This is a genomic window from Gordonia liuliyuniae (genome assembly GCF_021739025.1).
GTDB classification, from domain to species: Bacteria; Actinomycetota; Actinomycetes; order Mycobacteriales; family Mycobacteriaceae; genus Gordonia; species Gordonia liuliyuniae.
In genome coordinates, this window is the sequence record NZ_JAKKOT010000008.1 from 154,058 (window position 1) to 171,923 (window position 17,866).

Genomic DNA, 17,866 nt, shown 5'->3' on the forward strand with positions numbered 1-17,866 from the left:
CACAGGCCCGTCGGCGGAGTCGGGGTCAGTTGACCTCCCAACGGTCGTTCGTACCGCCCGCGGAGACGGAGTATGTGAGGGGCCGCGTCGCCCCGCCGTCGTTGACCACCGTGCATTGGAACGTCGATCCCGCGGTCAACGCTTTGACGTCCTCACCGCAGTTCACGGTGACACTCCCGCCGAGTTGATCCGCGACTGGCTGTGCGAGTTGCTTTGCGACAGTGGGCATGTCGTACAGCAGGTCGTCAGTGGTCAGCTTGAATCCGCCGTCGTCGTCGGTGATCGCGATCTGCGTACGAACCTTCGCGCCGTCGATGTCGGCCACGCACGTGAACGCGGTGCCGGTCGTGATCTCGCTCTCCGGATAGTCGCACTCGTAGGTGGAGACGGTCCGGCCGGTGTTCGCGTAGTCGTCGTCGATCTCCGAGACGGCCCTCTCCTCGAAGGCACTCCGGTCGAAACCGTTGTCGCCTACGCTCACCGAGGCGCTGCACGCGGCGAGGAGGGGGAGTGCGGCGAGGGCTGCGATGGCGGCGGCGGGACGCAGGTGGCTCATACCCGGCAAGAATATTCTTCACGGAAGTGATTTGTGTCACTATGGCGATTTGTCCGTCGATCGGATGACTGTCGCAGAACTGTGGTGATCGTGGGTCGCCGGTTGTGGCTGAACGGCGCTATTGCCTTCTCCTGGCGCGATAGGATTGCATTCCCGACATTTGAGAAAGGTGCACGAAAGTGGACTGGAGTTCGTTCTGGGGTGTGCTGTGGTACACCATCGTGATTTTTGCTTTCATCGCATATCTGATCGTCTTGTTCATGATCCTGACCGACCTGTTCCGCGACCACAAGCTGGGTGCGGGTTGGAAGGTCCTGTGGATCATCGCGCTGGTGATCTTCCCGTATCTGACGGCGTTCGTGTACATCCTCGCGCGCGGCCCCGGGATGAACGATCGGAACCACGCGGCAGCTGTCGCCGCTCACCGGGCGCAGGAGGAGTACATCCAGCATGCCGCGGGCCAGACGTCGCCTGCGCACCAGATCGCGACCGCGAAGTCGCTGCTCGACGCCGGAGTCGTGACGCCGGAGGAGTACGAGACTCTCAAGGCCAAGGCGCTCGCTGCCTGACCGGCCCCGCTGGCTGGTAGTGCCCTGCGGCAGGCCCGGACGGAGATTGTTCCGTCCGGGCCTGTCCGTCTGTCGTGACGTGTACACCCGGTCGGTCGAACGATCGTGTGTGCGCCGTGGTCGGCGGTTCGGACCGATACTCTGGGATCGGACCGAACACCGCGCTCCGCGAGAAGGGACCTGTCCATGGCGACCCGTATCGACAGCTGGATCTGGGCGATCCGACTGACGAAGACCCGCTCAGCCGCGGGCGCCGCATGCCGGGGCGGCCACGTCCGGCTCAACGGGGCCACCGCCAAACCGTCTGCGACCGTCGCGGTCGGCGACCGAGTGAGTGTGCGCCAGGGTTCACGCGAACGGATCGTCGAAGTGACCGGCCTGATCAACAAACGGGTGTCGGCGGCCGTCGCCGCGCAGAACTATGTCGACCACAGTCCTCCGCCTCCTCCCCGCGAAGTGATCGCGTCGATTCCGCGCCGCGAAGCCGGAGCGGGCAGGCCGACCAAACGTGAACGGCGTGAACTCGACCGCTTTCGCCGCGGGTCGATGCTCGTTGTGGCCGCGATCGCGGTGCTCGGCCTGTCGGCGTGCGGTAGCGATGGAACGTCCGACGCGGTCGACTCGACTCCCGAACCTAAGACGGGGACCGGTCCCGACTTCGACCGATGCGGCGGTCTCACCACTGACGACGTCGTCTCGATCAGCCGACTCGGCGGCCTCACCCAGGTCATCGACAACCCGTCGGCCTGCGAATGGCGGCGCGGCGCGACCAGCGCGCCGTCCGTGTCGTTCAACTGGTACCGGGGGTCGCCCATCGGGCGCGAGCGGGGAACCGAACAGCTGCAACGCGATGTGACACAGGATTACGAGGTCGACGGACAGTCCGGTTTCATCGCCCGCCATGGGAACATCTGCGAGACCGGCATCGGATGGGACGCCGACTTCATCGAGATCTCGGTGATGTCCGCATCCGCGGACGGTACCGCGTCGATGACTACCGATCAGACGTGTGAAGTGACGAAACGGCTCACCGAGAAGGTCGTGAGAGGAGCGTCCTCGTGAGGGGGAACCGGGCCCGCCGGGTCGTCGCCGCATCGGCGGTCGCCGTCGCCGCGGTCGTCGGTGTCGGCGCGTGCAGCGTGGACGGCACTCCGGTGCGTGAAGGGCGTGACGTCGGCACCGACACCGGCCACGTCGACACCGACAAGTTCGAGAACCTCCTCGCCGAATGCGAGATCCTGCCGTCGAACCAGATCGCCGAAGCCGTCGGCGGCGCTGTCGCCGACCCGAGCTTCTTCGGTGCCAACTGTCGCTGGACTGTGCTGGGGACGAACACCGCCGAGGTGATGTTCAACTGGTTCGAGTGGGGGTCGTACAACCATGAGAAGGACACCGCCAAGCGGCTGGGTTTCACCACCGAGAACGTCGAAGTGCGCAGCCAGGCCGCCTTTACCGCACGGGACCCGAAACGGCCGAACGTCTGCGGCGTGACTGCGAAAGCACCGAGCGGCGGCGTCTACACGTGGTGGGTTGAGCCATCCGGCACGCCGGCGGGCGACGCCTGCGACGCGCCCATCAAACTGATGGAACTCATTCTGACGGGTGCGTTCTGAGGGTCGCGCTCTAAAGGGCCGCGTTCGCAAGGGTCGTGACTGAGACGGTCGAGGCCACGGCGAGCGCGCCGTCGTCGTCGGGGACCAAGATCCACATCAGCAGGCGCTCGCCGTCCCGGGAGCGGCGGACGGTGACCGGCGTGGCCGGCGCGATCGGTCGCAGGTACTCGATCACTGCTCGGTGCGGACCGTCGATCAGATCGGGGTGATCGACGAGCTCATCCTCGACGATCTCGAGGTACGCCGCGTTGTTCAGATGCTTGAACGGATCGAAATCAGTGATCCGCAGGACGTGTTCGCGATCGGGGAGATCGATGTCCTCGACACTCGGAGCGGTCCCCGGGTTCATCGACTTCCACCGCAGGCGGTGCTCGTCGGTCATCTGCACGAGGAGGTCGAGGGCACCGTCGCTGATCCGCGACGGCATTCCCGAAGCGTTGACGTTGATCCAGAACGCCTCGGTCTCGACGAGTCCGTTCGGTCGGGGTTCCGGATTGAACCGGTTGGTCTGCGTCTCGCCGACGATGCGCACGCGCATGTTGGTCCACCGCGTGGAGAGGGCGCCGCACCACCGTTCCATTCGGAGATCGGACGGCCAGGTGAGGGGTTCGATCACATCGATGACGGTGCGGCGGATGATCCAGAACGGGTCGGTGTCGGCGAATGTGACGGCAGCGATGTTGTCGTTCGCGACGTCCTGTAGGTAGCGCGCCACGCCGTCCAATCGGACGCGCATGTCCTGGTCGACGTCACCGGTGCGGACACGGTACTCGCCTGCGAAGAATCGCGCACCGGACTTCCGTTCGCTCAGCGGCCCGTACTCGCCGGTGCTGGTCACGTCGGGGGCCTCCTAGGGGGCGGCGGGGTGGCGCGTAATCTCGGGTCCACTATCCTCCGGTGTGACGCATTACGCTATTCTCAATAGCAAAACTAGAACACGTTCACCCTGTGGATCGCCGGTTTCGGCATGAAGGAAGACCAGATGGCGCACGTTATCACCCGCCCTTGCTGCAATGACGGCTCTTGCGTCGCAGTGTGTCCGGTGAACTGTATTCATCCGACGCCGGACGAACCGGACTTTCTGACCGCGGAAATGCTGTACATCGATCCCGAGACATGTATCGACTGCGGTGCGTGTATCGACGAATGCCCGGTTGAGGCGATCGTTCCCGACGACCAGCTCGAAGAGTCGGACGAACCGTATCTTCAGATCAACGCGGACTACTACAAGGACCACGACGCAGACGGTGGCCTGGTGAAGCATCCCAAGCCCCCGCAGCTGCCCGAGGGTGAGGAACTGCGGGTCGCGATCGTCGGGGCCGGTCCGGCCGCGTTCTACGCGGCCGAGGAGCTGGTCAAGAAGCGGCAGGTGCAGGTGCACATGTTCGACCGGCTGCCCACCCCGTACGGACTGGTGCGCGCGGGGGTGGCCCCCGACCACGCCAAGACCAAAGGCGTCGAGTCGACCTTCGCGGCCGTCGAGAAGAAGGGCAACTTCACCTACCACCTGAACGTCGAGGTCGGTCCGCATGTGACCTCCGACGAGCTGCGCGAGCGCTTCGGCGCGGTGCTGTACGCGGTCGGCGCTGCGCACGATCGACGTCTCGGCATCGCGGGCGAGGAACTGCCCGGATCGATCGCCGCAACCGACTTCGTCGCCTGGTACAACGGGCATCCCGATCACGCGGGCCGGGTGTTCGACCTCTCGTCCGAGCGGGTCGTCATCGTCGGAAACGGCAATGTCGCGCTCGACGTCGCCCGCATTCTGGTGACCGATCCCGATCAGCTCGCCCGCACCGACATCGCCGATCACGCCCTCGCCGCGCTGCGCGAATCGGCCGTCCGCGAAGTCGTCGTGCTGGCGCGACGCGGCGTCGAGCACGGTGCGTTCACCAACAGCGAGTTCCTGTCGCTCGGCGAACTCGACGGTGTCGACATCGTGATGCCCGAAGAACTCACGCTGTCCGACGAGGCGGCCGCCGCGGACGCCGACGGCTCCCTGGACTCGGTCAAGGCCACCAAGATCCGACTCGCCCGCGAGTTCGCCGAGAAGTCGGTCGGCGGCGCTGACCGTCGGATCGTGTTCGAATTCTTGACCTCGCCGACCGCGATCGTCGGCTCCGACGGCGTCGAGACGGTGCAGTACGTCCGCAACCGGTACGTCGACGGAACGACGATCGAGCCGACCGACGACACCGGCGAGATCGCGACCGGACTCGTGGTCCGATCGGTCGGTTACCGCGGGAACCCCGTCGACGGCTTGCCGTTCGACGAGCAGCGCGCCGTCGTCCCCAGCGCAGACGCGCGCGTACTCGACGCTCCGGACGGCGAACCGATACCCGGCCTCTACGTCGCAGGCTGGATCCGGCGCGGACCCACCGGAGGCATCGGCCGCAACCGGTACTGCGGCGAGGAAGCGGCCAAGGCCGTGCTCGCCGACTTCGCGCACGGAGTGCTTCCGGCTCCGAGCGCGAGCACCGACGACCTCGCCGACCTCGTCGCGTCGCGCGGAGCCAACCGCATCGACCTCGCCGGGTGGAAGGCGATCGATGCCGCCGAGAAGGGGGCGGGCAAGGCCGCAGGTCGCCGCCGCATCAAGATCGTGTCTGTGACCGACCTGGAGCAGGCCGCGGGGGACAACGCGTGAGCGCCGGCGACGACCGGTTGCGGATCGCGCTGCTCTCGTACCGCAGCAAACCGCACTGCGGAGGTCAGGGCGTCTACGTCCGGCATCTGGCGCGTGAGATCGCGCTGCTCGGTCACGACGTCGAGATCTTCTCCGGCCAGCCGTACCCCGACCTCGACGAGTCGGCGCTCGACGCGGGCGTCACCTTGACGAAAGTGCCGAGCCTGGATCTGTTCGGCGAACCGGACCCGTTCCGGACCCCGAAGCCGCGCGAGTTCCGGGACTGGATCGACGTCGTCGAGGTCGCCCAGATGTGGACCGCCGCATTCGGTGAGCCGCTCACGTTCAGCCTTCGAGTATCCCGGCTGCTGCGCAGTCGTCGCCGGGCCGCACTGGCGGCAGGCGACTCGACCGGCGGCTTCGACGTCGTCCACGACAACCAGTGTCTCGGCTACGGCCTCCTGTCGGTCAAGCGCGCAGGCTTCCCGCTCGTCGCCACGATCCACCATCCGATCACCCGCGACCGCGCCCTCGCAGTGCGGGCCGCCAAGGGCGTCAAGAAGATCAGCGCCTGGCGCTGGCATTCGTTCCTGGCCATGCAGGGACGCGTGGCCCGGCGGATCCCGTCACTGCTGACGGTCTCGCGCAGCAGCGAAGAGGACATCCGCAGCGCGTTCAAAGTCCGTGAGGACTCGTTGGCGACGATCCCGCTCGGCGTCGACACCGAGGTGTTCGCACCGCGCACCGAACGCGCCCCGGGGCACATCGTGTGCGTCGCGAGCGCTGATGCACCGCTCAAGGGCGTCTCGTACCTGTTGGAAGCGGTGGCCAAGGTTGCCGCCGAGCAGCCGGTGCACCTGACACTCGTGTCCAAACTCGACTCGGACGGCCCGTCGGCCGCGCTCATCGACGAACTGTCGATCGCCGACAAGGTGTCAGTCGTGTCGGGCATCGACGACGACGAGCTCGCACGTGTTCTGGCTAGCGCTGAGATCGCCTGTGTCCCATCGTTGTACGAGGGATTCTCGCTGCCGGCCGTCGAAGCCATGAGCTGTGGGACCCCGTTGGTGGCGACCCGAGCCGGAGCGATCCCCGAGGTGGTCGGCGAGGCCGAAGAAGCGGCGGTGCTCGTCGACGCGGGCGATGCCGGACAGCTGGCGCAAGCGTTCCTGCGTCTGTTCGACGACCCGGACCTGCGCGATCGACTCGGCCGTGGCGGCCGGGAACGCGTGCTGACGAAGTACAGCTGGTCGGCGGTCGCCGCCGCCACCGTCGAGCGGTACCGCGCGGCGATCGAATCGACTCGAGGAAATTCTCCTGGCGCCGATTCCCCTGGCGCCGATTCCCCTGGAGTCGATGTCACTGGCGCCGATTCCCCTGGAGTCGATGTCGCCGGAGTCGATGTCACTGGAGTTATTGCCACTGGGGGTATTGCCACTGAGGGTATTGCCACTGGGGGACAGAAGGGAACATTATGCTGACGGTCGATTTCGATCGACTCAAAGTCGGTCCGGGAGTACGCGCGATCGACATCGGCGCCGGACAAGGACGGCACTCGTACGAGATGCTGCGTCGCGGCGCCGAGGTGACGGCGTTCGACATGAGTGCATCCGACATGGCCGACGTCTCCGAGATGTTCGGGGCGCTGGTCGCGGCGGGCGAAGTCCCTGAGTCGGGGAACGCGGACACTCGTACCGGCGACGCTCTCGGTCTGCCGTACGACGACGCCTCGTTCGACGTGGTGCTGATGTCGGAGATCCTCGAACACATCCCCGACGACGAGTCGGCGATCGCCGAGATGGTCCGCATTCTCAAGCCGGGCGGCCTGGCTGCGGTCACCGTTCCGAGGTTCTGGCCGGAGAAGATCTGCTGGGCGCTGTCGGACGAGTATCACGAGGTCGAAGGCGGGCACGTCCGCATCTACAAGGCGTCGGAGTTGGCGGCCAAGCTCCAGGCCGCGGGCCTGGAAGTGACCGGCACTGATCATGCGCACGCGCTCCACGCGCCGTACTGGTGGCTCAAGTGCGCCGTCGGCGTGGAGAACGACGGCAACCCCCTGATCAAGGGCTATCACAAGCTGCTCGTCTGGGACATGATGAGCAAGCCGTGGGTGACGCGTGTGGGCGAGCAATTGCTCAATCCGCTCGTCGGCAAATCGGTCGCCATCTATCTGCGTAAACCGGAATAGGCATGCCGATCCCGTACATCGACGGCGTGCTGACCCCGGCTCAGATCCGGGCGACGGGACAGTCGATCGTCGCGATGCAGGAGCCGTCCGGCGCTCTGCCGTGGTTCCCCGGCGGCAAGACCGACCCGTGGGACCATGTCGAATCAGCGATGGCGTTGTCGGCCAGCGGGTTCCGGTGGGAGGCGGAAGCCGCCTACGAGTGGTCTCGCCGCACTCAGCGACTCGACGGGTCGTGGCCGATCGAAGTCCGGGAGGGGCGCGTCGTCGACACCGGCGTCGATAGCAACTTCTGTGCCTACGTCGCGGTCGGCGTGTGGCACCACTTCCTGGTGTACGACGACCCGGTGTTCCTTCGCCGCATGTGGTCGACGGTCCGGGCCGCCATCGAGCGCACCGTGACGTTCGCGCGCGCCGACGGCGCGATCCGGTGGGCCGCAGACTATTCGACCGGTGAGATGTTCCCGAACGTCCTCATCACCGGGAACGCCAGCATCTATTCGGCGCTCGACTGCGCGGTGCGGATCGGGGACGTCCTCGGTGAGCCGACGCAGGCGTGGGAGGCCGCGAGGCACCGCCTCGGCGACGTGTTCGACCGCTGGGCGGACGATCGCAGCGTCCTCGACCCCGCGTCGCACCATTCCATGGATTGGTACTACCCGGTGCTCGGCGGCGCGGTGCGCGGCGACGTCGGACGCGAACTCATCGACGAACGCTGGAGCGAGTTCGTCGTCGACGGTCTCGGCGCACGCTGCGTCGACGACCACCCGTGGGTGACGGGCGCCGAGACCTGCGAGCTGGCGATGGCCGTCGACTCGCTCGGCGACGTCGACCGGGCCGCCGCTCTCGTGCAGTCGATCCAGCATCTCCGCGAGGACGACGGTTCGTACTGGACCGGGCTCGTCTTCTCCGACGGGAAACGCTGGCCGGTCGAACTGAGCTGTTGGACGGCGGCGGCCGTCGTGCTCGCTGCCGACGCGATCAGCCGCGCGACGCCGGGAAGTGGAATCTTCCGCGACGTCGCAGACAGCCGCGTCGCAGGCTAGTGCCTCGTGTGGCGTCTGGCTCCCCAGGTCAGCGGCGCACCAGCACGCGCAGCGAACCGTGGGCGTCGGCTTCGGTGAATTCGCCGGAGTCGAGGGCCTGCCGATAGATCTCGTACGGTGGACGCCCGCCGTCTGCAGGGTCGGGGAACACGTCGTGGATCAGCAGGGCTCCGCCGGGGCGCACCCAGGTGGCCCACCCGTCGTAGTCGTTCTGGGCGGCCTCCATCGAGTGGCCGCCGTCGATGAACACGAAGTCGACGGCACGACCCCATACGCGGGCCGCGGCAGTCGACGGTGCGAGCAGACCCAGGACGGTGTGCTCGAGTCGCGCGTCGAACATGGTGCGGCGGAACCGTGCCGCAGTGTCGAGAAGACCGGCGTGCGCGTCGACGAGAGTCGTGTCGTGATACTCCCAGCCCGGCTGATGCTCTTCGGAACCGCGATGATGGTCGACGGTGACGATCAGTGCGTCATGACGTTGCGCCGCATCGCCCAGGTACACGGTCGACTTTCCGCAGTACGTGCCGATCTCCACCCCGATCCCGACCGAATCCGGCTGGGACAGAAAGCGATCCACTACACGATGCAGAGCATCGGCTTCGTCGGCGGGCATGAATCCCGGAGTGTTGTCGGCCACCGTGCGGCGGTCGTCGGGCAGCGTGGAACTCGAAGTCGACAAAGGCATGATTCGATCGTAGGCGAGGCCTCGATGCAGATACGGTGAAACCCATGAAGGCTCAGATGATCGTCAGCGAGACCGGCCCCGACGGACTCGAACTCCAAGAGATCCCCGCCCCGCAGGCCCAGGATGGGCAGTACCTGGTCGACGTCCGCTCGTGCGGGGTGTGCTTCCCCGATCTGCTCATGTCGCAGGGCAAGTATCAGTTCCGTCCGCCGGTCCCGTACGTCCCGGGCACCGAGGTTGCGGGCGTGATCGCGCAGGCCCCCGCCGGGGGCGCTTACGCCGTCGGTGACCGGGTGTTGGTCACGTCGATGATCGGCGGCTTCGGCGAGCAGCTCGCTGCCGTCGAGCGTCAAATCCTCCCGATGCCCGCCGAGCTGACCTTCGACGAGGGCGCCGCGATGGGCATCAACTTCCAGACGGCGTTGTTCGCGTTGAAGGTTCGCGCGCAGACGGCTCCGGGCGAAGTGGTTGCCGTCCTCGGTTCGGCGGGAGGCGTGGGCGTAGCCTCGATCCTCGTCGCGAAGGCCATGGGCGCCAAGGTGATCGCCGTCGTGCACCGCACCGGCCAAGAGGAGATGCTGCGCGGTCTCGGAGCCGACGAGGTCGTCCAGCTGACCGATGGCTGGAAGGAGAAGGTGCTCGAACTGTCCGACGACGGCGTCGATGTGCTGATCGACCCCGTCGGCGGCGACGTCTTCGACGAGGCGCTGCGCACTGTCGGCGTCGACGGTCGCTACGTCGTGATCGGGTTCGCCGCGGGCGGCATCCCGTCGGTCAAGCTCAACCGTGTCTTGTTCCGCAACATCTCGATCGTCGGCGCGGCGTGGGGCGAGTACATCACCAAGAAGAGCCCCGAGCTCCCCGCCCTGCTGCACGACGAGCTCACCGAGATGATTGCTGCGGGCATGCGTCCGCCCGCCACCCACGTCTACGAACTCGACCAGCTGGGGGCCGCGCTGACCGACCTCGCCGAAGGCCGGATCAAAGGGAAGGCCGTCGTCCATGTCACGGAGAGTGAGGCGACCGTTCGGAAGTAGCGCCTGTAGTCGGTCACGAACAGGCGTTGCAGTGCAGGGCCGCCTGGTCAGAGATCGAGCTTCGTCCATTGGTGCATGCGGTACGACGAGTCGTCGCCGGTCAACCAGCCGTGTAGAGCGGAGGCGAATCGGTCGACGAGTGGCGGGGTGATCACCGGGAACGCCGAGTGGCCCCAGGCGACGAATCGGCCGGGCATCGCATTGCGCGGGTCCAGCATGAGTTCGTACTGCGGGTCGTAGACGGCGAAACCCGCAGTGAACGCGATCGCCTGTGCGTCGCGGGTTCCGGGCGCTCCGCTCTCCTGCTGGGCGATCACGTGCGCGATGGCAGCCCTGGTGTCGTCGGCCAGATGTGCTGGGAGAACCCAGTGGTCGTAGCTCATGGCGTCGACGATAGCGGCGGTTCGTCGAGCAGTGCTTTGATCGGCTGGCCGTGCTGTTCGCGGATCTGGTGATTTTCCAGCACAGTCAGAGGCTTTTCGGCCGACAGGGGGCCGATATGGAGTACGACTGTGTTGGAAAACCGTCAACACTGCGAACGCAGTGAGGCGGCCACGTCGGCGAGCAGATCCGGGTCGGCCTGGTACGGAGTGTTGAATCCGAGACGATCCACCAGCGGGTCGTAGCGGCGGAGCAGTTCGGCGGCGCCGTCCACCGGATCGGTGACCGTCACCGCGATCGCGTCGACCAGGTCGTCGGGAACCAGGCGGGCGATGGCCTTCCAGTCGCCGGCGCGGGTCAGTTCTCGAAGGCGCGGCTGGAGATCACCGAAACCCACCGAGTCGAGGATCGGGCGGTACGCGGGAGTCGAACCGTAGAAGCCGATCTGAGCGCGGACCGCGTTGCGTGCGGCGGCGCGCTCGACGTCGTCGCGTCCGACGATCACCATCGCCGAATGGTGGACTGTCGGACGCGGACGGTAGCCGGCGCCGTCGATGAGATTGGGGATCGTGGTGTCGCGCAAGAACTGCGGTGTCGCCAGCGGATGGGAGAGGAAGCCGTCGGCGACCTCGCCCGCCACCCGCGTCATCGCTGGCCCGACGCCGGCCAGCCACACCGGCGGAGGACCGAAACCGTCCACCTCGTCGGCATCGGGTTTGAACAGCGGCGGCATCAGCGTCTGCGTATAGAACTCGCCGCGGTGATCGAGCCGGCCGCCAGTGAGCCAACTGTCCCAGATCGCGCGGACCGCTGTCACCAGGTCGCGCATGCGGTCGGCCGGACGGCTCCACGGCATCGAATATCGACGCTCGATATGCGGCTTGATCTGCGTGCCCAGACCCAACACGAACCGTCCCCGCGAATACGACTGCAGGTCCCAGCCCATCGTCGCCAGCAGCAGCGGATTGCGACCGAACGCCACAGCGATCGACGTACCGAGCGTCACGGACTCCGTGTGCTCGGCCGCCAGCAAGAGCGGAAGGAACGGGTCGTGCGCGCCCTCGAACGTCCACACGCCGTCGTATCCGGCGGCCTCGGCGGCTGCGGTCCGTTCGGGCATCTCCGCTAGGGGGCAGGTGATCGTCGTGTCGACACGCATGCGCTATCCGATCTGAAACAGTTGGGCAGCATTGCCGTGTAAGACGCGGCGCACCCAGTCATCGCCGAGGTCGAGGCGGGTGATCGCATCGAGCGCGTGCGTGTAGCCGTACGGGATGTTCGGGAAGTCGGAGCCGAACAGGATCTTGTCGCCGAGGTCGGCGACGCGCGGCAAGAGATCGCGCGGGTACGGCGCATCCTGCTCGGAGAAGTCGGTGAACGACATCGTCGTGTCCAGTCGCACGTTCTCGTATCGCTCGGCGAGCGCGAGGAACTCGGCATACTCGGGGGTGCCCATGTGGGCGACGATCAGCGGCAGTGTCGGGAAGCGCGCCAGCAGGGCCTCGACCGGCCCCGGCCCGGTGAACGAGCCCGGGGCAGGCCCCGAACCGCAGTGGATGACGACCGGTACCTGCGCGTCGTCGATCGTGCCCCACACGTCGTCGAGCAGCGGATCGATCGGCGAGTAGTCACCCACCTGGATGTGTGATTTGAACACTCGCGTGCCTGCGTCGATCGCGGCGCGAACGTACTCGCCGGCGTCGGGTTCGGGGTAGAAGGTCGACGTGTGCAGGCAGTCGGGGTGCCCGGCGGCGAAGTCGGCGGCCCACGAGTTCAGCCAGCGCGCCATCGCGGGCTTGTGCGGGTAGAGCATCGACGAGTAGGCGAGGACGCCGAACCCGCGGAGTGTCTCGACGCGTTCGTCCTCGTCAGCGCGGTAGGTGATCGGCCACTCACGGCCCAGCATCGGGCCGGCCGAATCGAAGTACGCCCACACCTTGTCGAGGACTCGCCCCGGCATGAAATGCGTGTGGACGTCGATGATCCCGGGGAGGTCGAGCCGTTGCCAGCGTTCGTGGACGGCATCGGTCTCGGCCCGCGAGAACGGCTGCACCTCGTGTTCGTCGCACATTGCCCTGACGCTACCGACTCGCGGTCAGTCGCGCGCCGTAGCCTCCGCGATTGCGGCCATCACCTCGTCGCGTCCCGCGAACTCCTTGGGACGGATCATGATCGCTTCGACTTCGGCGGTGACGCCCTCGCTGTCGTGGATCTCGCCGCTGACGAAGGCCTTGCGGTCCTGCGTACCGGTCACCTCGGCACGTAAGGACACCTGCCCGAGCTTCGTGGGACGGACGTAGCGCACGGTCAGAGTTCCGGTGAAGTGCGGCATCGACGTACCGCTGCTCGCGCATTCGCCGACGAGTTGATCCAAGAGGAGGGCGAGGACGCCGCCGTGCACGTGGCCGCCTGGCCCCTCGTACGCGGCGCCGAGCGTCACCTCGGCGGTCGAGACGCCCGCGTGGGTGACCGGACGCAACGGCGGGGCGACCGCGTTGCGGACGCCGGTCGCCGCGTTGCCCCACGGCATTCCGACGAGATCTCGCGTGAACGGGACGCCGAACCCGCCCGGCTTCTCCTCGGTGCGCAGGCGAGCGACGATGTCGTCGATCTGTCGGCGCGCATCGTCGAGGGCCGTGTCGTCGACCTCGGTGCGGATCACGGCGTCGACGAGGTCGCGCACCGATTCGGTGAGCGGCTCGACGGCGCTGATCCGACGTTCCACTTCGGCGGGGCCGATGTCCTCGAATCGAAAGTCCACGGGTCACCTCGGGTGTCAGGGGAACCTCGGAAGCGAGGCTCGGGGCCGACACCCATACTAGAACGCGTTGCAGTCTTGGCCCACGCCGGACGCCGGATTCCGTTCTGGACAGGTGTCTGGACTTTGTTTCGATGCCGGGGTACCGTCGATCGCATGTCCACGCCTCTGGAAACCGAATCCACCCGTCGACGTCTCACTCCGCAGCAGGCGGAGAAGATCGCGAAGATGACCGACGCGGCCGTCGAGATCGTGTTGGCCGACGGATTCGACAAGTTGTCGGTGCGCGACGTGGCGAAACGGGCAGGCGTGGCTCCGGCCACCGCATACACCTACTTCAGTTCCAAAGGGCACCTCGTCGCCGAAGTGTTCTGGCGACGACTCGCAGTGGGTGTTCCCGAGCCCGATCCGTCGTTGTCCGCGTTCGACCGGGTCGCGCAGGTCCTGCACGGCGTGTCGATGGTCGTCGCCGGGGAAGGGCAGCTCGGCGGCGCGGTCACCGTCGCGCTGCTGTCCGACGACCCGGAGTCGCAGCACCTGCGGTTGCGGATCGGCGGGTTCATCCACGATCGACTGGCGGCCGCAGTGGGCGACGGCGTCGACGATCCGCAGGGGCTCGTCGACGCGCTGCAGATGCTCTACGCGGGCGGCTTGGTGACCGCAGGCATGGGCCACCTCAGCTACGAAGCAACGTCTGCGCGGCTGATCGCCGCCGCCGCACGATTGATGGGACAGTCATGACTATTGCCGACTCCGGAATGCAGAACAGAATTCCGTTCGATCCGTACGACTACGAGTTCCATGAGGACCCGTATCCGACGTACGCGACGCTGCGGGCGCAGGCCCCGGTCTATCGGAACACCGACAGTGACTTCTGGGCGTTGTCGCGTCACGCCGACGTGTCCGAAGCGTTCCGGGACAACACCAGGCTGTCGAACAGCTGGGGTGTGTCGATGGACCCGACCGCGTACAACGAGAACGCCGAATACGCGATGAGCTTCCTCGCGATGGACGATCCGCGCCATCTGCGTCTACGCAAACTCGTCTCGAAAGGCTTCACGCCTCGTCGCGTCGGTGAGCTCGCGCCGCGTATCGCCGAACTGACGGCGCAGCACTGGGACAAGTGCCTGCAGATGGGCGAGTTCGACTTCGTCCACGACTTCGCCGGTCTGCTGCCGATGGACGTGGTGTCGGAGCTGCTGGGTGTCGGGACGTCCGACCGCGCGCACCTGCGGAAGCAGTCCGACCTGCTGATCCACCGCGAGGAGGGAGTCACCGACGTCCCGCCCGCGGCGATCAGTGCCTACCTCGACCTATATGCCTTCTACACGTCGCTGTTGGCCGAGCGGCGCAAGAACCCGGGCGACGATCTGGTGTCCGCGTTGACGACGGCCGAACTCGTCGACGGCGGCGAACGGACCGCATTGACCGACGGCGAGATCGTCGGCTTCATGATGCTGATGGTCGTCGCGGGCAACGAGACGACCACCAAACTCCTCGCGAACTCGATGTTCTGGGGTGGGCGGAGCCCCGACCAGGTGGCGCCCATCATCGCGGCGGCGACCGACGACGATGCGGCGCTCGACGCCGTCGCACCGTGGGTGCAGGAGACTCTCCGCTACGACACGTCGACGCAGATGCTGATCCGTCGGGTCGTCGAAGACGTCGAGTACGGCGACTTCACGATCCCGGCAGGCGACCGGGTCCTCCTGCTGATCGGTTCGGCTAATCGTGACGAAGAGGTCTTCGGCGACGATGCCGACCAGTTCGTGATCGGCCGCGACAGCGACCGCGCCATCATGAGCTTCGGTCTCGGCACCCACTTCTGCCTCGGCGCACACCTCGCCCGCCTGGAGACCGAGATCGGTCTGGCGAAGATCGCGCAGACGGTCAGCTCGTTCGACATCGACTTCGCGCGAGCCGCGCGCGTCCACTCCGTCAACGTCCGGGGGTTCGCCGACCTCCCCATGACCGTGAAGGCCCGGTGACCACCGATGCGATTCCAACCCCACCCCGAACGTCGACCGGTCCTCGTCGCGGGCGCGTCCTCCGGTATCGGTGAGGCGACCGCACGTCGCCTGGCCGGTCTCGGTTACCCGGTGGCGCTCGGCGCCCGCCGCGTCGACAAGCTCACCGAGCTCGCGGACGAGATCACCAGCGCGGGCGGGGAAGCGGTCGCCGTCGAACTCGACGTCACGTCCGACGAGTCGGTGATCTCGGCGGTGAAGTCCGCGCAGGAGGCGCTCGGCCCACTGGAGATCGCCGTGTCCGGAGCAGGCGACCTGCAGATCGGCCGCGCGCACGAGATGCCCGTCGACGAGTGGGCCGCGCAGATCGACGTCCACCTGGTCGGCGCGTACCGCATGTACCGCGCCGTGGTCCCCGACATGATCGGGCGGCGGCGCGGCGACTTCGTCTTCATCAGCTCCGACGTCGTCTCGCATCCGCGTCCATGGTCGTCGGCGTACGTCGCCGCCAAATGCGGCGTCGAAGGGCTTGTCGCGACCGCGCACATGGAGCTCGAAGGCACCGGCGTCCGCGCGGGGCTGGTCCGGCCCGGCCAGACGATGACCGGGATGGGCATGAACCTGGACCAGACGGCCACCGAGGGCATGCTCAACGACTGGATCGCGTTCGGTCTCGCCCGCCACGGCCACTTCCTCGAACCCGACAACCTCGCCCACGCCGTCGAGTCGATGGTGACGCTCCCGCCGGGGGCGCACATGAAAGCCGTCGACGTCGAAGCCGAGGGCAAGCTGACCGCGACGACCACCGGTTAAGCAGATCCGACCCGACCCAAGGAGAACCGACATGACTGCTGTCACGTCAAAGCGTGTGTCCGGCGGTGCCGGCGAGCACGGACATCTCGACGAGATGGCCACCGATCCGATCGCCCTGTTCCAACGGGTGCGCGACGAGTGCGGAGAAGTCGGAACGTTCCAGTTGGCCGACCGCGAAGTGGTCCTGGTCAGCGGGGCGGCCGCGAACGAGGAGTTCTTCCGCGCGCCCGACGAAGTGCTCGACCAAGCGGCAGCCTACCCGTTCATGACCCCGGTGTTCGGTGAGGGCGTCGTCTTCGACACGAGCCCGGAACGCCGCAGCGAGATGCTGCACAACCAGGCGCTCAAGGGCGCGCACATGAAGCAGCACGCGGTGACGATTCCGCAAGAGGTAGAGCGGATCATCGCCGACTGGGGCGACGAAGGCGAGATCGACCTGCTCGAGTTCTTCGCCGAACTCACTCTTTACACGTCGTCGTCCTGCCTGATCGGCGGCAAGTTCCGCGAGGAGCTCAACGTCCACGTCGCGCACCTGTTCCACGATCTGGAGAAGGGCACCGACCCGATCGCGTACGTCGACATGCACGCGGACATCGAGAGCTTCCGGCGTCGCGACGCCGCACGCGCCGAACTCGTCGAGTTCATCGGGCAGATCATGGAGGGCCGGGTCGCGAACCCGCCGGAGAGCAAAGACGACCGCGACCTGGTCGACGTGCTCGTCTCGCTGATGAACGACGACGGTTCACCGATGTTCGACGCCAACACCGTCACCGGCATCTTCATCTCGATGATGTTCGCCGGGCACCACACCACGTCGGGCACGGCCGCGTGGACGCTCATCGAACTGTTGAAGCACCCCGACTATCTCGCGCAGGTCACCGAGGAGCTGGACGGGATCTACGAGGCCGGCGACGGTGGAGCGGAGCGAGGGGACGTGACACAGTACTCGTTCGCCGCGATGCGGCAGATCCCCAAGCTGGAGGGTGCGTTGAAGGAGGCGCTGCGCCTGCATCCGCCGCTGATCATCCTGATGCGGGTCGTGCAGGAGGCGTTCGAGGTCGGCGGGGTGACGGTCGAACCGGGACAGTCGATCGCGGTGTCGCCCGCCGTTTCCAACCGGTTGCCGGAAGACTTCCCGAGCCCCGACGAGTTCGACCCCGAACGATACGGGGACGGTCGGCAGGAGGACCTCGTCAACCGGTGGACGTGGATTCCGTTCGGTGCGGGCCGCCACCGCTGTGTCGGCGCACAGTTCGCGATGATGCAGCTCAAGGCGATCTTCTCGGTGCTGCTGCGCAACTACGAGTTCTCGCTCGTGCAGGACCCCGAGAGCTACCGCAACGACCACTCGAAGATGGTCGTCCAACTGCAGCAGCCGTGCCGGGTCGCGTACCGGCGTCGGGGCGGGGCCGAATCGGCGACAGGAACGGCGTGATGCGCGTAGTCGTCGACCTGGACCTGTGTCAGGGGCACGGCATGTGCGAGATGGAGGCCCCGGAGGTCTTCGAAGCCGGACGTGACAGCGTCACGCTGCTCGACGAGACGCCGGACGAGTCACTCCGCGGTGAGATCGAGGCCGCGGTCCGCTACTGCCCGACGCAGGCGTTGAAGATCGTGGAGGAGGACTGAG

At 66.8% G+C, this 17,866-nt stretch carries 20 protein-coding genes; 13 read left to right on the plus strand and 7 right to left on the minus strand.

Annotated elements, in window-relative coordinates; translation table 11 throughout:
* Nucleotides 1-25: 25 nt before the first annotated feature.
* Entirely contained in the window at nucleotides 26-556 is a 531-nt protein-coding gene (locus L5G28_RS18035; RefSeq protein WP_237002727.1) for a DUF4333 domain-containing protein, read from the minus strand.
* 179 nt (nucleotides 557-735) lie between these two features.
* On the opposite strand from L5G28_RS18035, the gene L5G28_RS18040 reads away from it, so the two are divergent.
* The 3 genes from L5G28_RS18040 to L5G28_RS18050 all read left to right on the plus strand — a co-directional run bounded on the left by L5G28_RS18040 (nucleotide 736) and on the right by L5G28_RS18050 (nucleotide 2,738).
* A complete protein-coding gene (locus tag L5G28_RS18040) occupies nucleotides 736-1,125 on the plus strand; it encodes an SHOCT domain-containing protein (RefSeq protein WP_237002728.1) in 390 nt (129 codons plus the stop codon).
* Nucleotides 1,126-1,311: 186 nt separating this feature from the next.
* Nucleotides 1,312-2,187, plus strand: coding sequence for a DUF3558 family protein (locus L5G28_RS18045; RefSeq protein WP_237002729.1), 876 nt, complete (start codon nucleotides 1,312-1,314; stop codon nucleotides 2,185-2,187).
* Nucleotides 2,184-2,738, plus strand: a complete 555-nt coding sequence (locus tag L5G28_RS18050) for a DUF3558 domain-containing protein (protein WP_236998958.1) — start codon at nucleotides 2,184-2,186, stop codon at nucleotides 2,736-2,738. Before L5G28_RS18045 ends, L5G28_RS18050 begins: the two co-directional genes overlap by 4 nt.
* A 10-nt stretch (nucleotides 2,739-2,748) precedes the next feature.
* Here L5G28_RS18050 and L5G28_RS18055 read toward each other — a convergent pair whose 3' ends face one another.
* Nucleotides 2,749-3,576 carry an acyl-[acyl-carrier-protein] thioesterase gene (locus L5G28_RS18055; protein WP_237002730.1) on the minus strand — a complete coding sequence of 276 codons (828 nt, stop codon included), beginning with the start codon at nucleotides 3,574-3,576 and terminating at the stop codon, nucleotides 2,749-2,751.
* 144 nt (nucleotides 3,577-3,720) lie between these two features.
* Here L5G28_RS18055 and L5G28_RS18060 point away from each other — a divergent pair, with 144 nt between their 5' ends.
* Genes L5G28_RS18060 through L5G28_RS18075 form a run of 4 tightly spaced genes read left to right on the plus strand, consistent with a single transcriptional unit; the run spans nucleotide 3,721 to nucleotide 8,595 of the window.
* Entirely contained in the window at nucleotides 3,721-5,385 is a 1,665-nt protein-coding gene (locus L5G28_RS18060; protein ID WP_237002731.1) for an FAD-dependent oxidoreductase, read from the plus strand.
* 17 nt (nucleotides 5,386-5,402) lie between these two features.
* The gene (locus L5G28_RS18065; RefSeq protein ID WP_237002797.1) at nucleotides 5,403-6,845 is read left to right on the plus strand and encodes a glycosyltransferase family 4 protein; all 1,443 of its coding nucleotides are present in this window, start codon (nucleotides 5,403-5,405) and stop codon (nucleotides 6,843-6,845) included.
* Complete coding sequence (locus L5G28_RS18070; protein ID WP_237002732.1) at nucleotides 6,839-7,552, plus strand: class I SAM-dependent methyltransferase; 714 nt, start codon at nucleotides 6,839-6,841, stop codon at nucleotides 7,550-7,552. Before L5G28_RS18065 ends, L5G28_RS18070 begins: the two co-directional genes overlap by 7 nt.
* Before the next feature lie 2 nt (nucleotides 7,553-7,554).
* Entirely contained in the window at nucleotides 7,555-8,595 is a 1,041-nt protein-coding gene (locus tag L5G28_RS18075) for a prenyltransferase (protein WP_237002733.1), read from the plus strand.
* 28 nt (nucleotides 8,596-8,623) lie between these two features.
* Here the strand turns inward: L5G28_RS18075 and L5G28_RS18080 are convergent, their stop codons facing one another.
* The gene (locus tag L5G28_RS18080; protein WP_237002734.1) at nucleotides 8,624-9,280 is read right to left on the minus strand and encodes a class I SAM-dependent methyltransferase; all 657 of its coding nucleotides are present in this window, start codon (nucleotides 9,278-9,280) and stop codon (nucleotides 8,624-8,626) included.
* A gap of 44 nt (nucleotides 9,281-9,324) precedes the next feature.
* Here L5G28_RS18080 and L5G28_RS18085 point away from each other — a divergent pair, with 44 nt between their 5' ends.
* Nucleotides 9,325-10,317 (plus strand): NADPH:quinone oxidoreductase family protein, encoded by a 993-nt coding sequence (locus L5G28_RS18085; protein ID WP_237002735.1) that lies wholly within the window; start codon nucleotides 9,325-9,327, stop codon nucleotides 10,315-10,317.
* A 47-nt stretch (nucleotides 10,318-10,364) separates the two neighbouring features.
* Here the strand turns inward: L5G28_RS18085 and L5G28_RS18090 are convergent, their stop codons facing one another.
* The 4 genes from L5G28_RS18090 to L5G28_RS18105 all read right to left on the minus strand — a co-directional run bounded on the left by L5G28_RS18090 (nucleotide 10,365) and on the right by L5G28_RS18105 (nucleotide 13,459).
* Nucleotides 10,365-10,700 carry a hypothetical protein gene (locus L5G28_RS18090; RefSeq protein ID WP_237002736.1) on the minus strand — a complete coding sequence of 112 codons (336 nt, stop codon included), beginning with the start codon at nucleotides 10,698-10,700 and terminating at the stop codon, nucleotides 10,365-10,367.
* A 143-nt stretch (nucleotides 10,701-10,843) separates the two neighbouring features.
* Entirely contained in the window at nucleotides 10,844-11,857 is a 1,014-nt protein-coding gene (locus L5G28_RS18095; protein WP_237002737.1) for a TIGR03617 family F420-dependent LLM class oxidoreductase, read from the minus strand.
* Between the two features lie 3 nt (nucleotides 11,858-11,860).
* Nucleotides 11,861-12,769 carry an amidohydrolase family protein gene (locus tag L5G28_RS18100; RefSeq protein ID WP_237002738.1) on the minus strand — a complete coding sequence of 303 codons (909 nt, stop codon included), beginning with the start codon at nucleotides 12,767-12,769 and terminating at the stop codon, nucleotides 11,861-11,863.
* A 24-nt stretch (nucleotides 12,770-12,793) separates the two neighbouring features.
* Nucleotides 12,794-13,459 (minus strand): hotdog domain-containing protein, encoded by a 666-nt coding sequence (locus tag L5G28_RS18105; RefSeq protein WP_237002739.1) that lies wholly within the window; start codon nucleotides 13,457-13,459, stop codon nucleotides 12,794-12,796.
* A 153-nt stretch (nucleotides 13,460-13,612) separates the two neighbouring features.
* Between L5G28_RS18105 and L5G28_RS18110 the strand changes: the two genes are divergently transcribed.
* Genes L5G28_RS18110 through L5G28_RS18130 form a run of 5 tightly spaced genes read left to right on the plus strand, consistent with a single transcriptional unit; the run spans nucleotide 13,613 to nucleotide 17,865 of the window.
* The gene (locus tag L5G28_RS18110; protein WP_236998968.1) at nucleotides 13,613-14,197 is read left to right on the plus strand and encodes a TetR/AcrR family transcriptional regulator; all 585 of its coding nucleotides are present in this window, start codon (nucleotides 13,613-13,615) and stop codon (nucleotides 14,195-14,197) included.
* Nucleotides 14,194-15,444, plus strand: coding sequence for a cytochrome P450 (locus L5G28_RS18115; protein ID WP_237002740.1), 1,251 nt, complete (start codon nucleotides 14,194-14,196; stop codon nucleotides 15,442-15,444). The genes L5G28_RS18110 and L5G28_RS18115 overlap by 4 nt, the downstream gene beginning before the upstream one ends.
* A gap of 6 nt (nucleotides 15,445-15,450) precedes the next feature.
* A complete protein-coding gene (locus tag L5G28_RS18120; protein ID WP_236998970.1) occupies nucleotides 15,451-16,236 on the plus strand; it encodes an SDR family oxidoreductase in 786 nt (261 codons plus the stop codon).
* A gap of 31 nt (nucleotides 16,237-16,267) precedes the next feature.
* The gene (locus L5G28_RS18125; RefSeq protein WP_237002741.1) at nucleotides 16,268-17,671 is read left to right on the plus strand and encodes a cytochrome P450; all 1,404 of its coding nucleotides are present in this window, start codon (nucleotides 16,268-16,270) and stop codon (nucleotides 17,669-17,671) included.
* Nucleotides 17,671-17,865 carry a ferredoxin gene (locus L5G28_RS18130; RefSeq protein ID WP_237002742.1) on the plus strand — a complete coding sequence of 65 codons (195 nt, stop codon included), beginning with the start codon at nucleotides 17,671-17,673 and terminating at the stop codon, nucleotides 17,863-17,865. The genes L5G28_RS18125 and L5G28_RS18130 overlap by 1 nt, the downstream gene beginning before the upstream one ends.
* The last annotated feature ends 1 nt before the right edge of the window (nucleotide 17,866 follow it).